The organism is Pseudarthrobacter cremeus (genome assembly GCF_051857465.1).
Lineage (GTDB): Bacteria > Actinomycetota > Actinomycetes > Actinomycetales > Micrococcaceae > Arthrobacter.
In genome coordinates, this window is sequence record NZ_JBPZHC010000008.1 from 163736 (window position 1) to 178190 (window position 14455).

Sequence of the window (14455 nt, forward strand, 5' to 3'; positions counted from 1 at the left end):
CTCCCTATTCCGGTTGGATGATGCGCACTGATGACAGCATCCGTTTGTACGTCTGGTACTCGTCCGTTCCCATGAACGCCCTGGCTTCGTCGAGCGAGGCGAACGTGGGAGTTGCGGAGGTCGTCAAGGTCGATAACCATCCGGCAGCCAGACCGTTGAACTGGAAATGGTCTGAAACAGTCAGCATGGTGCCACTCGGAAAGGACTCGATATGGTGGTACTCCGTGCATCCATCCACTGCGGTCCCGGGCGGCAGCGCAGTGATCCCGAACGATGCCTTCAGGCCGGTGCCTGTGACAACGCGGTAGACGAACCTCGGCGATGTTGTCCCCGGTGTCTGGGCATTGACGGGTACATCGACCGGGATGCTATCCAACTCCACATAGTGCTCGGCCGGGGCAACACAGGCCTGGGGGTCGCGCTGTGGCAACACCCTCCCGTAGTAGATCTGCGCAAGGACCTCCTGGGTTGAGGTATCCCTGACGATCTTGATGGACAGGGAGTCGTAGCTTTCGTTGGCTACGTCGCTGCTGGTCGTAAATCCCGGGGCCACCTCGATCTGAACCTGCGGGCCGGTGGCTCCGCCGACTTCCTTGGTGGACAACCGCAGCACCCGCCATCCGTCCGATCCCGACGCCGTGCCGCTACCGCTCGGTGATGGGCTGACCGCCGGCGGTGCTGGCTGCAGCGGGGCCAAGACCAGGGTCAGCATGGCCACGGCAAGCACCAGCGCAGATAACACAGCCACAGCGACCGCAACAGTCCAAGGCCTTCGGGTAAGCCTGTTCCACGGGCTCCGGTCATGGTCAACAAAGTCCTGACCGCCGACCTGCAGGGCCGCGGCGCCCTCCAGCGCTCTACCCAACTCGGCCCGGGCATCCAGCCTCGGTGCGTTTGAGGGTCGCACGGGATTGGCTCCTTTCAGGAGTTCCTCAATCCTGTCCATGGGAGTGTCCACCTGCCTTCTCCGTATAACCGGCAGTGAGCCTTGCGGGCATGGCAACGGCGAAGGCATGCTTGGCCCGATGAAGACGGACCGCAACACTGTTTTCCGTGCATCCCAGGGAAGCCGCGATCTCTGCGGTGGATAGTTTGTCCCAGAAATGCAACATCAGAATCTCCCTGTCCCTGGGCCGCAGCTTGCCGAGAGTCTCTGCGACAGCAGCCTCCACATCATCTCCGCCAGGTTCGGCGGCGGCGCGAACACCTTCTGCGAGTTTGAGAATCAGCTCGCGCCTGCGCCGCCTGCCGCGGTACTCATTTCCGATGACGTTCCGCGCCACGGCGAACAGCCAGCCCACCTCGGTGGTGGGCTCATTTCCGCTTTTCTGCCACGCAATGCGGAAAACGTCCGCCGCGAGCTCACGAGCTACTTCCATGTCGCCGACACGACGGAGGATGTAGTGCAGAACGCGTTCGTGCTGGGCAGCATGAAGGGCGATAAACTCGGCTTCCCGCTGCAACAACATCACGCTGCCCCCGCTCGTTTGAGGCCCTGGGCTTCTCTCTATCCCTCATGTTTCCGCGAACCGCGGAATTCTTACAGACAATGCGCGGAAATTGTACTTTCGCGCCCTAAGCCCACCATAGTTTCCGCACCCTAGTGGGGCTCAGTTCCACTGAACACGTCAGGCCTGCACTAAGTCGCTGCAGTCATAGGGCGATCTGGAAGCCGGACACGAACGCGCCGAACTCGGCAAGACCCTAACCGTCATGGCCGCCCTCTGCCTACCTTGGCAGCCACAGATCATATCCCCCGCGGCAGAGACTTCGACCCGGCCCGGCGCGACTTCGCAACAACCTTTACCCGCCTCATCGCCGAACGGGACTTTGAGTTCGCGATCAAAATGCTCGCCGAATACGCCCCGCACTGGTCAGCGGCCCTCGCCGCTATCACGAACCACACCCCATACCGACTCGGCCAGGCCGCACCACCATGGACCCGACGAATCAAGCCCCTTGAGGAGGCATGGTTGCCAGCCTGGTCCTACCGCACCATCCGAGAACCCATGAAGAAACTCACCAGGTCCAAAACACCCAATGAACTCACCGACTTGAACGTTTTCTCCGCGAACGCAGCCTGGCCACCGCATGACCGGCGGAGAACCCGCCGCCAAACACATCAGGGCCCTCCACCACGAACTCGGCAAACGTCAGGTCCTTGCCCGGAGCTGTGAATTCGACGCAGCACCGGGCAAGGACCGGATTACACCGTGGAAGGTATACCGCTGTAGTCCAGGCAGAAGTTTGTACGCACACTCCGCGTAAAACACGTCTGACCTGCTAGACAGCGCAGTATGCCGGACCGATAGCCAATTACGTTCCCGCGGGCTGCGCCCAGAGAGCTCGGGGCATATAAGCGCGGAAAGACACGAACGACCCCTACCCGAAAGGGTGCAGGGGTCGCTCGCGCGTGACTTTGTGCGGTTAGCGGGACCGCGCCGAAAGGACCTGTTTGGTCATGGCACCGGCGCTGCCAAGGTAACCTGCTGGGTCGCAGAGGTCTGCGATGCGCTCTGCGCCGAGGTGCTCGACAAGTCCAGGGTGTTTGAGGAGTTCGGATTCCAAGGTTGTGCGGGTTTCGATGGCGGTTTTGCAGGCGTCATAGATGACGTGGTGTGCTTCCTGGCGTCCGAGGACGGGGGCGACGGCCATCATGACGGCTTCGGCGACGATCAGGCCTCCGGTGATGGCGGTGTTTTCGCGCATCCGGTCCACGTCGACCTCGAGGCCGGAGAGCATGAACTCCGCTTGGGACAGGGAGCTGGAGAGCAGCAGGAAGGACTCGGGGATGGTGGCCCATTCCAGGTGCCAGGGGCCGGTGGCGCGTTCGAAGTCCTGCACCATGGCATCGAACATGGTGGAGGATTTGTCCCTGAGCATTTTGGCTGCGGCCAGCATGAGCTCACAGGAGATCGGGTTGCGCTTTTGCGGCATGGTGGAACTGGCGCCGCGTCCGGTGACGAAAGGCTCTGCCGTTTCGCCATATTCGGTGGAGCACATCAGCATGACGTCCAGCGCGATCTTGCCCAGGGAGCCGCCGATATTGGCCAGCAGGGAGACCAGCTCGGCCAGGCCGTCGCGGGCGACGTGCCAGGTAATGTCAGGATCAGTTAGACCGAGTTCTGTTGCCAGGGCGGCCCGTGTTTCGAGGCCCTCGGGTCCTTCGCCGAGAGAGGCGAGGGTGCCTGCGGCGCCGCCGAACTGGACCATGAGGTCGCGCTCGGCCGCCTGGGCCAGGCGGTCGGCCTGCCGGTCAAGGGAGGACAGCCAGACGGCGCAGCGGTAGCCAAAGGTCACCGGCAGGGCGTGCTGCAGGTGCGTACGGCCGGCGGCGAGGGTGTTCATGTGTGTTTCCGCCAGTCGGGCCAGGGCGGCGCGGACTCCGTTGAGTTGCTCCGTGAGAATGGCGACGCCGTCTTTGCACTGGAGCATCGTGGCGGTGTCCATGATGTCCTGGGTAGTTGCACCCCAGTGGATGAAGCCGCCGTCCTCGCCACACTGTTCGGAGAGCTGCTGCACGATCGGCAGGATCGGGTAGCCGACAATTTCGGTTTCGCGGCGGAGCCGCTCCTGATCGAGCCCCGCGAAGTTCGCGGTCTCGGTGATCCGGGCAGCAGCGTCTGCCGGGATAAGTCCGATCTGGGCTTCAGCCCGTGCGAGGGCGGTTTCGGTGTCGATGATGCGGCTGACGTAGGCGTCGTCACTGAAGACATCACGCATCCGTGCAGTGCCGAACATGTCTCGGAAGAGCAGGGAGTCGTAAACGGTGGAGCTCATGGGTTGTCCTTTACTTCGTGGAGGCGGTAGCGACGGTTTCGTGGGCGCCGGCGGCGGCTAAAGCCGGAGTCTCATCGCCGGGGCCGGGTGCGGCGGGGGAAGCTGCGTCCCTGGCTTCCTGGCGCTCCATTTCGGCGAAGAACGCGGCAGGATCGGCCAGGGCCCGGCGGACCTTGGGAACGTCCATCTCCTTGGTCATTTTCGAAACGACGATGGTGGCCACGACGTTGCCGAAGGTGTTGCAGAAGGCGGTGGCGATGGACATGAACCGGTAGACGCCGAACAGGATCGCGACGCCCTCCAACGGAAGGTATCCTGTGGCCGCGACGGTGGAGGCGAAGACCACGTAAGTGCCGCCGGAGACAGTTGCTGCGCCCTTGGAGGTCAGCAGCATGATCGCCATCAGGCCCAGTTGCTCGCCCAGTCCCATGTGTACACCGAAGGCGTTGGCCAGGAAGATGGTGCAGATGGACATGTAGAGCGAGGTGCCGTCCAGGTTGAATGCATAGCCGGTGGGGACCACGAGTCCCACGCTCTGCTTGGAGCAGCCCATGGCCGTGAGTTTCTTCAGCAGCCCGGGCAGGGCCGACTCGGAGGAAGCCGTACCAAGCACCAGGAACATCTCCACTTTCACGAATCGCAGGATCCGGAAGACGTTGAAACCCGCGATCAGGCAGACCAGGCCGAGGACCACCGTGATGAACAGAGCAACAACGGCCCAATATTCGACCACCAGCTGGGCCAGCGCCAGCAGCATGGCGCTGCCGTTGGTGCCCACGGAGTAGGCAATGGCACCGAAGGCACCGATGGGGGCAAGCTTCATGATCACATTGATGAAGCCAAAAAACGCCTCGGAGACGGTATCCAGGCCACCTTGGATCCTTGCCAGAACTGCCGGCTTGAGCGTGAGCAGACCTGCTCCAAAGATCACGGCAAGGATGACTACCTGCAGAAGCTGGCCGGAGGTGAAGGCGCCAAAGAAGTTCTCCGGGAAGACGCCTTTCAGGAAGCCGGCGAAGGTGTGGTCACCATCGGTGGCCGGCGGCTTCCCGCTGTTCGCAGTGAGCGCTCCGGCGCCTGCGCCGACGTTCAGCAGGTTGGCGGCCAGCAGCCCAACTCCCAGGGCCACCGTGGAGATAACCTCGAAGTAGATGAGGGCGGAAAACCCTATCCGGCTGGCCTGTTTGAGGTTTCCGGCCGAGAGGATACCCAGCACCACTGTGAGGAAGACCAAGGGGGCAATGCCCGTCTTGATCAGGGCCAGAAACAGGTCCCCCACGATCTTGAGCTGGGCGGAGAATCCAGGGAAAGCGAAGCCCACCACGATTCCCAGGACCATGGCAATCATGACCTGTGCACCCAGGCCCCGGTACCAGGCCTTCTTCGGCCGGGGACCGGCCGCTTCCAGGAGCTGTTCTTGCGACTTCATTGACGCCTCACTTGTCTAGACACATTATCTGTCTAGACAAATGTGAGGCACGTCCTGGGGTTCTGTCAAGACCAGTCGGAAAACCAACGACTCAACCAGGCGGAAGTGGACTGCGTCAGGTGCGCTCGAGAACCGATTCGTAAGCGAAGCGTGACCCCGGATGCGTGCTGACGGCAACGGCCAAAACCCGGCCGTCTGAGCCGATGTATCGGCGGGTTAACTGCAGTGCGATGGAGCCCGGCAGTTCCCCCAGGACCCGGGCAGCCTCAACATTCAGGGCGGCGGCTTTGATGCGCTGCAACACGCGGCTGACCTGCCGGCCCGTGTGCTCTGCAACCAGGTCGGCCACCAGCCGGTCGCTGTCCTTTATGTCGTTCTGAATGAGGGCGGCATCCTCCGGGGAGAGGTACACCTTCGCCCACGACAGCGGCTGGTTCCCTTGAGCCGGGTCCTGGCGCGTTGAAGTGATGCATGTCTGGACGGTGCCTTCAGGAACGCCGAGATCCTCCGCGAGGCCGTCATCGACCACCACCTGGTCGATGGACAGGATGCTTCGGACCGCCGACCGCCCGTATTGGGCGAGTTCTTCGATGGAGGAGAGCTTGGTGTGGAATTCCTGAGCAGGCTGCAGACGGACCACCCGCGTGCCCTGGCCTTTGCGGCGTGCGATCAGACCGGTCTCTTCAAGCTGACGAAGGGCACCCCGCAGCGTCTCTCGGGAGACGCCGTATTCGGAGGCCAGCTCAGGCTCAGACGGAAGGAAGGCGCCCAGTTCCCACTGGCCGTCACTTATCCGCGAAGAAAGGTCCTCCGCGATCGCTAAATACCTGGCAGCCACCGCCGGCCGTCCTCCCTATAGGATCAATACTCTTCCAGACAAGTCTAGACAGGTTCAGGAGCGGCGGGCACGTCATGGTCATCCAGCGAACACGCACGGCCTCACGCCCGCGGAACCGTCACCGTCCACTCCCCGGCCGCGACACCCTGCGAGCCGGGCTACCGTCGATGACTCTCTGCAGACCAGGGACGTTGGCATGATCAGAGCGTCCAGCACCTCGAGCGTTGCCTAGTATTCGTGTCAGGCAGGGACCCCTTTTCGGGAGCACTATTAGTCCGGTCGCCCTCTTTCGCAGGGTTCGGGTTCATGCCCTAGGATCGTGCTTGTTGCCCCGGACCCCGGCATCGCTGCCTTGTCGGTGCCTGCCTCGGAGGCCAATGATGCCCAGCCCACCGGTACTCGCCCCATCCCGACCCGCCCACGGGGAGCCGGCCAACTCCCGCACGGGCATCCCGGAGACCAACTCCATAACTCCAGGACTCCCCGGGCAGGACAGCCGGCCGGCCATGACCGATGACGCCATTCGCGCCGTGGAGGCAGCAGCAGCCTGGAACACGGCCACTGGCTTTGAACGGGAGCATTCCGCACCCGCGCTGCAATCCGCCGTCGCCCATGCCTTCTTCCACGGCTCCCCTATCCGTGAAGTCGCAGCCGCAGCCCACATGACGCCGCTGGAAGCCCTGGACGCCACCGACGCCCTCGCCTATGCCGAACAGCCAATGGATGGCAACCGGGCGTTGCGTCAGTGAGTTCGTCGTCAAGGACATCGTCCACAAACCCGCCACCGGAGCGGTCCCCACCCGCGGCCGCAAGCCGGAGCACTGACCCTTGACCATCACCCAGCCCTGGTGTTCACACCTGCACCCTGTCGCTTCGACCTCAGACACTGCCGCCCCCTCACGCAAGCCCCGGAAAGCATCAGGGTAGCCTCAGGGGAACGGCCAGCCTTCAGTCCGTTCCCTATAGACAGCGCAGCTATCCTCGCTCCAGGACTCCCATTCACCATGACCGGACCTGTGTTTGGTCTGGACCCCCTGTCTGAATCGGGGATCCTGGCCTATGGTGGGGGCGTCTGAAACCTTTGACGGGAGCCTTCGTGATTACCCTGCAGATTGAACACCAGGTCCGTGACTTCACCATGTGGAAGAAGGCCTTCGACAGTGACCCGTTGGACCGTTCCGCATCGGGGGTGCGGTCATTCCGGATCTCCCGTCCACTCGATCAGGAAGACTACGTAATGCTGGAGATGGACTTCGATACCCAAGAGGCCGCGGTGGACTTCCTGGGCCGGTTGCAGAACGACACGTGGAAGACCGGTGTGACCGCACCTTCCCTCGTCGGAGAGCCGTCAACCAGAATCATCGAGACCGTCTCAATCCAGAACGTGACCGCACCCTAAGCCGGCCAAGTCCCCCACTCCGGGGTCCCTGCCAAGAGAAAGCGGTTCTTGCCCATCCTGGCGCCGCCCAGTACCTCGACGCAATGATTGGAAGCGCCCCGCTGACGGTTGATCAGTTCGTCGAACCCGACTACCCCAAGGCCACACCAGCATACCGGTCACCGCGCTCATGCGGACCTTCGTCCTCTCACACACCGCCAGCCTTTATAGATACGACCAGCCTGTGAAGTTCGACCGTCGGGAGCCCGAGGTCATTGCAACCTCCTGTCCCGCCTGCCCTGCGATCGGCCCGTTCAGCCCATTGCCCACGGGTGTAACCCCGGGAGACCAGTTAGGGAACACCCCAACCTGAGGTCAGGCTTCCTCAAATACCGTCAGACTATGGTCAAGAAAGGGTTACTACACTCCCCTGGCGAAGAGTAGTAGACCCAACTAACAGGCGGTCGCCCCGCGGCCGGCCGTTTTAGGCCGGCCGACCGCAAGGTCCAGGCACATCGGATGCCATCGGTTGCCTGGGACCGGCTGAGGGACCGGCTTCTTGCTCGACTCTCTTGGACTCACCGCCATGCTCTCCGCTCCCCCGGCCTGCAAGCTCCCGGCTGGTCCTTTCTATGGAATTCCCTCGGTCCGGTGAACCCGTTGCAGCACCGAGCAAGAATCGGATTACACCGTGGAATGTCGACCGGTGTAGTCGATACTGGGACGCGCATTGAAATATAGTCGTGCGCTTGTCCACACTTCACCGGAAGTTTGTACACACGCTGAGCATAATACGCTTCTGACCTGCGACAACACTGGATCGGTAGGTGGTCTGCATTCCCACACACCTCCGGTGCCTACCGCTTGCTCGCACGTCGTACCCGCTGGTGCCACTGCCCCCGACGTCGTCCCTGCCGCCGAGTCCACGCTCGGCTGAAGCAGTTTGGACTGCCCACTGCTCATGTCTGAAGGGCCGGAGCGGAGCATGGATGGAAGTCATCAGAAAAGGGATCAGCGGGGGGCCGAGGAGACCCATGTTGGAAACTGGCTCGGCCGACCATCTGACGAGACGGAAGCCGTAAACCTTCCTTCCCGTCATGTCGCAGAGCGCAGATGGACCCATGAACTGGATATCACCCGGAGTTCCGAGCCCCAGGAAGATTAAATGAGCGGTGCAACGACCACCCGTGTACAGGGTGTGGACAGTGTCCACAGCCCTTTGGCCGGACAATCGATCACATTCCCCATTGCTCCGGACCAGATGAAGGCGCAGGGCGCAGCGAAAAATGCTCAGGGATCTCCCCCACGTCATGTCGTCCACACAACCCGCAGCCATGAATTAGGGATGGCCAACCACGGCCACCGAAACAGTAAGAAAAGAGGACGGTTACCCCAGATCCCAGCAGCCGGATAGCCCCAGCCAGGTCCCTGAACCTGCCACCGACACAACTTCACAGGCCACCGCGGCGCCAGGCAACAGACCGCGGCCACGGTCAGAGGAACCCGCGGAGGGTCAATGTATAGACATTAAAAGCAAAACCCCCTCTGACGAGGGGGAATGCGTGCCCAAGGTGGGACTCGAACCGCATTCCAGCCCTTGGAAACACTGGGAACTCCAGAAAACATAAGCAATCCGTGCCAGTCCGGCCGATATACGGCCCAGTCCGAAGCCAAAAGTGTTGACACTGTCAACATCCCCAAATTCGCCTCTTCAGCTTTCCAACCACCGACCGCACCCCGCAACGAAGGGGTGCGGTCCTTCTTTGCGCCGACATGGATTGGAGTGCTGGAAGTGTCACCCGCGTTTGTAAGCACACCTCTCCCGAGGGCATGACGCGTTGACTTAGGGAATGTGGCGCACCCGTGGTCTCCAGGGTCTTCACGGCGATTCACTCAGCCACCATCCGAGCGGGCCACCAGACGCGCTGACTGGCCATCCCACTGAAATGGTGAGCAGCATCGCAAGCCGAGATGCTGCAAACGCGGTTAACGGCTGAGGGCCCCGCAGCGCCTGGCCGCGGGACCCTCAGTAATCCATAACAGGGAACCTGCCCCTGTCTTCCTCTACGGTTTAGTCCTATGGCCGCAGCGCACCAAACACCGATCGAACGGGTCCTCCAGCAGAGGATCAGCCCGGAGCGGCTCGCACCCTACATCCGAGAAACACCAACCCTGCATGAAGCCATCCGGCTCTACAGGTGGAACATCGATCTCTCAGGCGCCGTCTACGAAGCCCTCCACGTTTTCGAAGTCGTCCTACGCAACGCCATCGACGAGCAGCTCTGTAGTTGGAACGCCACCCAGCCCGATCCTGAGAGCGGACGCCTGCATTCTTCCGACTGGCTCCTCGATCCAAGCGCACTGCTGCTCCGCATCGCCGGCCGCGACATCCCCGATGCCCGACGTCGCGCAGTGAAATCGACTACACGCAGGCCACAGGGCCATCGTGAACCCCTACACGAAGATATCCTTGCCGCAATGTCCCTCGGAACCTGGCGATTCATCCTGCCCGGGCGCCATGACGCCGGCAAACAACGCCTCTGGGACGAAGCGCTCCTCACGGCATTTCCCCATCTACGCCGGACTCCCCGAGAGCTCGAACGCGCAGTCGAAGGCGTCTACCACCTCCGGAACCGGATAGCTCACCTGGGACCCATCATCAACAGCAACGTCCCAGCCCAACTCGTCAACATGCGAACCGTCATCGGCTCCATCGACCCGCAGCTACTCTCGTGGTTCACAAGCACAGAGCGCATCAGTGCCTCACTCACCACACGACCCTCCCCCGAGTCACGCGGACAGAAAACACCATCAAGTTGCAAACGCCGCTAACTGCTTACCTTAGCGATGCTCCCCTGGCGAAATGAAAGATATGTCCCAACGCTTCGACGTGCTCAGCCCATGGGGTAGCCGGCATGCTGGATGCAGCACACCATCACGGGCCTCTGGTTGGGGTGTCGCCCTACTCGGGGATGTCCCACAGCCACTCTGCGAGGCCGTCGCCCGGATGTTCAAAGACGAACCTATCTGCGTTGTGCACCACTAAGGCATTCGCCATGTGGGCCATTTCGGGCGTGCCTGTCAGGTCCGTATCGTCATGCCGGTCGGAAATGATCATCTGCAAAAGGTTCTGGCGGTCCAAAGCGATCTGAACGACTTTTGCTCCGGGAGCAAGAGGATGAATTTCTTCCCGATCGTCTACCGACACCACAGCGTTGTCTGCCGTTAAAAGAGCGGGTTCGGGAAATCGTACTAACGTCCAAGCCCTTTCATACAGCGCCTTCGCCACTTGCGGAAGCATCCCGATGAACCAAACAAGTTGGACATAGGTCGGTTGGTAGGCGCCGCGAGGGTGAGGTTCATTGCTCTGTTCCCAAAGTTGCAACACTTGGTCGTCTGATAGTTCCTGGTTTTTCACCACAGCTCGCATTGCGTCGATCCCGCCTTGCTCGATTTCAACCCGCCATTCCTCCAGGCTATGGTCAAGCACGAACCGGAATGCGGGGGTTCGCAAATACTGAGCGGCGATCCAGTCAACTAACTTCTCTCGCTCATTGTCCGCCAGTGGCCACGTCCCATGCACCACATTATGGAAAACTGGCGCTGCATTGGATTCAATGCGGCCTAGAAGCAGTTCCCAATCATCATGGAATGCATCCTCGCCGTCACGGATATTGTAGAAGTCCGCCTCAACAGTGGCCCGCTTCACAGCTACCTGAAGGCCCGCGCGTTCAGCTCGAGACATTTGCCGAACTCTGCGCTGATCGTCAGCAAATCCTCGCAGGTAGAACTGGGGTACTACGTGGTGATCGCGGCTGAGTGGCATAGACATAAGGTATATCGTGCACAGCTCGATCGCCCGTGTTCGTACTCCAAGAGGCGCACTACCTGAATTACCGCCTCCCCAGAAAGTTGCTGATCGGCAAGAATGAGTGCAACCTCGGCACGGCGTTGGGGAAACGCGGCGCCGAATCTGCATACTTTGTAATGTGAACTTGTTGAATCTGGACACCGTCTATACGCACACCCAGAAGATGTTCGCATCCGGCATCACAACCATCATCGGTTCAGGCCTTTCGTGCGCATATGGCCTGCCAGGCATGGGCTCTCTCGCCGATAGCCTTCGGAGTTCAGTGCCCTCCCGCATACGGGCTTTGGGTCTAAAGAACGACTCCTGGTCCGTAGTTGAACAGAGGCTTGCCGAAGGGGATGGTCTCGAAAAAGCTTTGGACAGCCTTCATATTGATGACCCTCTCATTCCACTAATCGTCTCTCTGACTGCGGAAATTATCCTCGCAGCCGAGCACACCGCCGTGTCAAAGATGCTCGCGTCTAACGAACCATGCGCGATCCGGCAACTGATGTCGTACATAACAAAGACCAACGTGGCAGCGAACGTCGTCACCACCAACTACGATCGCCTGGTCGAGCTCGCGTGTGCCTTGGCCGACATAACAGTCGACACGGGGTTCAGCGGTAACTTCCTCGGACACTACGACGAGGCAGCCAGCAAAGAGCAGCTCGCTCTCGTGCGACGTACCGGCCGCCGCCAACCCACAATTGCTTGGAAGACCCACATCCGGCTTGCAAAGCCGCACGGCAGCCTCGATTGGTACGACTACCTCGGTCAGCCTGTTCGCTCAGAAATTGATTTGGATAGTCGGCGCCTCATGATCACACCGGGATTGAGCAAATATAGATCAGGCTATGAGCGGCCCTTCGACTCTCAGAAGAACCGTGCGATCAAGGCAATTGACGGCGCATCATCACTCTTGTTTGTTGGCTACGGGTTCAATGACGACCATCTGCAAACACATCTAGATCCACGCTTTGGAAAAGGTGTGCGAACCACAATCTTGACGCAGGAGTTGACGGACTCAGCCCTAATGTATGTGGAACGGTATCCTGCGATCCTAGCGATGGACATGTGGCCTGATGATCCAACTTCAACGCGAGCACGGATGCTGGGCGAAACGATGAAAATTGAGGGACTTGCGCTATGGAACTTGGCCGACCTAATACCGGAGGTAATATCCCCTTGAACAATAAATCTGTAGTGCTGGAAAATGCCGCGGGCCTGCAATTCGATCCAGCTTCGCCTCTGGGAATGGCCTTTCGCATCGACACTTCCAGCGTTTGGGCGGAGGCGACAGACTCGGAGAGTATCACGCGGGTTAGCATTGGAACTTTGATTGCGTTAGAGGGGCAACTCCCCTCGGAATACCTTGTGGGTCTGCTTGACAGAGTCACACGAGACGCTGAACAAGCTGACATGCTCGATGACCTTGAGAATCAGGATCTCTTCCCACTTCCTCGGGTGGAAAGAGATCTCTTCCGCGTCGTCCTGCTAGGGACCTACAGGACCGTGGATGGACAGCGTAAGAATACGTTCAAGCGAGGAGCGGATTCATATCCACGAATTGACGCGCGTTGCTGGGCAATCGTTGGGAATAATCTTCAAACTCTCATGAGTTTATTGTCGAGCGAAGTCGACGAAGAGAAGCGACTCTATCTCGGCTCGTTTGTCTCCGACTCTAGCGCGAAAGCCGTTGCCGACGGTGACCGATTGTTTCAGAGGCACGCCGCTCTGGTGGGCAGTACCGGGTCGGGAAAGAGCTGGGCCGTTGCACTCATATTGGAGCGGGCCGCTGCGCTGCTACACCCGAATTTGATTGTGCTTGACATGCACGGTGAGTACGCACCGTTAACGAAGGCGCCCAAATCAGCACCTGCACTGGCACGAGGTTGGAGGATCGCTGGTCCGAGCGATACTTCAGAGGACGACGACGTCCTGTTCCTCCCCTACTGGATGCTGAATCAGGAAGAGCTCCTGGCACTTCTGCTCGATCGAAGCGAAGATAGCGCTCCGAACCAAGCCGCTCGGTTCACCGAACATGTGCGTTCCCTTAAGCGGAAGACGTTGGAGCGGGAGGGCAAGACTGACGCCTTAGACAATTTCACGGTTGACAGTCCGATCCCGTTCTCATTAGAAATCCTTGTCGGCTTACTGGAAAACGACGACACCGAAATGGTTCCCGGTGCGACAGCCAAACCCATTGGCGGACCTTTCAAGGGTAAGCTAACAAGATTTATTTCACGGCTAAAGACGAAGATGAAAGATCGACGCTACGCGTTCATGTTCCAGGCGCCAGATGCAACTTCCCAATACGAATGGCTGCATGGCTTGGCCAAGAATATGCTGGGCACTGCACCTGGGATCAAGATCGTTGATTTCAGCGAAGTCCCATCAGATGCATTGCCGGTTGTAGTCGGCGTATTCGCCCGAGTTCTTTACGACATTCAATTCTGGTCCACACCCGATCAACGCACACCTTTCACTTTTGTTTGCGATGAGGCACACCTGTACTTGCCTTCAGACAACGTAACGGCGCGTGACCAACGAGCGCTTGATTCATTCGAGAGGATCGCCAAAGAGGGACGCAAGTACGGAGTCTCTCTTCTTGTCGTTAGCCAACGTCCCTCCGATGTGAGCAAGACTGTTCTGTCTCAATGCAACAACTTCATTGTGCTGAGACTCACGAATGACCAAGACCGAAGAGTGATTGAAAGGGTGATGCCGGACAATCTTGCCGGTCTGACCGCTTCGCTCCCGCTCTTGGATGTAGGTGAGGCGATCGTCATCGGTGATTCCATCGTGTTGCCGACGAGAATCCGGCTTGACTCGCCCACGATCAAACCAGACAGTGCTACGCGGAAGTTCTGGAGTGAATGGAACACAAAGGCAGCAGTCCCTGAATCCTTGGCAGCTGCAGTGGAGGCGATGCGGCGCCAATCACGAAGTTGACCTCGGGCCTACCCCCAGCGCCACAGGCCTTGGGGAAGCAGTCATGCGAACACAATCGGTCTCGAGAAATTCGACACTCAGCTCGCTGGAACCCTCACGCCCGACGATTCGGCCGAGCATTGGGCGGCCGGGCAAATTTGGTGCTACGAAATAGCTGCGGGGCGGGCCTTCCTCCGTACGTCGCAAGAGGTTCCAAGCGACCTGACCACCCAGCGCTGAAGCAGC

General features: G+C 60.0%; 11 protein-coding genes. 5 read left to right on the forward strand and 6 right to left on the reverse strand.

Annotation, left to right across the window (positions count from 1 at the left end; genetic code table 11):
• Positions 1-4: 4 nt before the first annotated feature.
• From ACS5PJ_RS15725 to ACS5PJ_RS15745, 5 genes are all read right to left on the reverse strand, one after another.
• Positions 5-907 (reverse strand): hypothetical protein, encoded by a 903-nt coding sequence (locus ACS5PJ_RS15725; protein ID WP_439435801.1) that lies wholly within the window; start codon positions 905-907, stop codon positions 5-7.
• Positions 908-932: 25 nt separating this feature from the next.
• The gene (locus ACS5PJ_RS15730; protein WP_439435802.1) at positions 933-1469 is read right to left on the reverse strand and encodes an RNA polymerase sigma factor; all 537 of its coding nucleotides are present in this window, start codon (positions 1467-1469) and stop codon (positions 933-935) included.
• A gap of 958 nt (positions 1470-2427) precedes the next feature.
• Entirely contained in the window at positions 2428-3780 is a 1353-nt protein-coding gene (locus tag ACS5PJ_RS15735; protein WP_439435803.1) for a class-II fumarase/aspartase family protein, read from the reverse strand.
• Between the two features lie 10 nt (positions 3781-3790).
• On the reverse strand, positions 3791-5209 hold the full coding sequence (locus ACS5PJ_RS15740) for a cation:dicarboxylate symporter family transporter (RefSeq protein ID WP_439435804.1): 1419 nt from the start codon (positions 5207-5209) through the stop codon (positions 3791-3793).
• 115 nt (positions 5210-5324) lie between these two features.
• Positions 5325-6047: a GntR family transcriptional regulator gene (locus ACS5PJ_RS15745; RefSeq protein ID WP_439435805.1), complete on the reverse strand. Its 723-nt coding sequence runs from the start codon at positions 6045-6047 to the stop codon at positions 5325-5327.
• A gap of 377 nt (positions 6048-6424) precedes the next feature.
• Between ACS5PJ_RS15745 and ACS5PJ_RS15750 the strand changes: the two genes are divergently transcribed.
• The 3 genes from ACS5PJ_RS15750 to ACS5PJ_RS15760 all read left to right on the forward strand — a co-directional run bounded on the left by ACS5PJ_RS15750 (position 6425) and on the right by ACS5PJ_RS15760 (position 10257).
• Entirely contained in the window at positions 6425-6796 is a 372-nt protein-coding gene (locus ACS5PJ_RS15750) for a hypothetical protein (protein WP_439435806.1), read from the forward strand.
• A gap of 347 nt (positions 6797-7143) precedes the next feature.
• The gene (locus ACS5PJ_RS15755; protein ID WP_439435807.1) at positions 7144-7446 is read left to right on the forward strand and encodes a hypothetical protein; all 303 of its coding nucleotides are present in this window, start codon (positions 7144-7146) and stop codon (positions 7444-7446) included.
• A gap of 2058 nt (positions 7447-9504) precedes the next feature.
• On the forward strand, positions 9505-10257 hold the full coding sequence (locus tag ACS5PJ_RS15760) for a hypothetical protein (protein ID WP_439435808.1): 753 nt from the start codon (positions 9505-9507) through the stop codon (positions 10255-10257).
• A 130-nt stretch (positions 10258-10387) separates the two neighbouring features.
• On the opposite strand, the gene ACS5PJ_RS15765 is transcribed toward ACS5PJ_RS15760, so the two are convergent.
• Positions 10388-11404, reverse strand: a complete 1017-nt coding sequence (locus tag ACS5PJ_RS15765; RefSeq protein WP_439435809.1) for a DUF4238 domain-containing protein — start codon at positions 11402-11404, stop codon at positions 10388-10390.
• Between the two features lie 19 nt (positions 11405-11423).
• Here ACS5PJ_RS15765 and ACS5PJ_RS15770 point away from each other — a divergent pair, with 19 nt between their 5' ends.
• Both ACS5PJ_RS15770 and ACS5PJ_RS15775 read left to right on the forward strand, forming a co-directional pair.
• Positions 11424-12467, forward strand: coding sequence for an SIR2 family protein (locus tag ACS5PJ_RS15770; protein WP_439435810.1), 1044 nt, complete (start codon positions 11424-11426; stop codon positions 12465-12467).
• Positions 12464-14230 (forward strand): ATP-binding protein, encoded by a 1767-nt coding sequence (locus ACS5PJ_RS15775; RefSeq protein WP_439435811.1) that lies wholly within the window; start codon positions 12464-12466, stop codon positions 14228-14230. The genes ACS5PJ_RS15770 and ACS5PJ_RS15775 overlap by 4 nt, the downstream gene beginning before the upstream one ends.
• The last annotated feature ends 225 nt before the right edge of the window (positions 14231-14455 follow it).

What these genes read in the sequence shown, in the direction of transcription:
- ACS5PJ_RS15730 (WP_439435802.1), bottom strand. Translation starts at nt 1,469, where the DNA reads ATGTTGTTGCAGCGGGAAGCCGAGTTTATCGCCCTTCATGCTGCCCAG.
- ACS5PJ_RS15735 (WP_439435803.1), bottom strand. Translation starts at nt 3,780, where the DNA reads ATGAGCTCCACCGTTTACGACTCCCTGCTCTTCCGAGACATGTTCGGC.
- ACS5PJ_RS15740 (WP_439435804.1), bottom strand. Translation starts at nt 5,209, where the DNA reads ATGAAGTCGCAAGAACAGCTCCTGGAAGCGGCCGGTCCCCGGCCGAAG.
- ACS5PJ_RS15750 (WP_439435806.1), top strand. Translation starts at nt 6,425, where the DNA reads ATGATGCCCAGCCCACCGGTACTCGCCCCATCCCGACCCGCCCACGGG.
- ACS5PJ_RS15760 (WP_439435808.1), top strand. Translation starts at nt 9,505, where the DNA reads ATGGCCGCAGCGCACCAAACACCGATCGAACGGGTCCTCCAGCAGAGG.
- ACS5PJ_RS15765 (WP_439435809.1), bottom strand. Translation starts at nt 11,404, where the DNA reads ATGCAGATTCGGCGCCGCGTTTCCCCAACGCCGTGCCGAGGTTGCACT.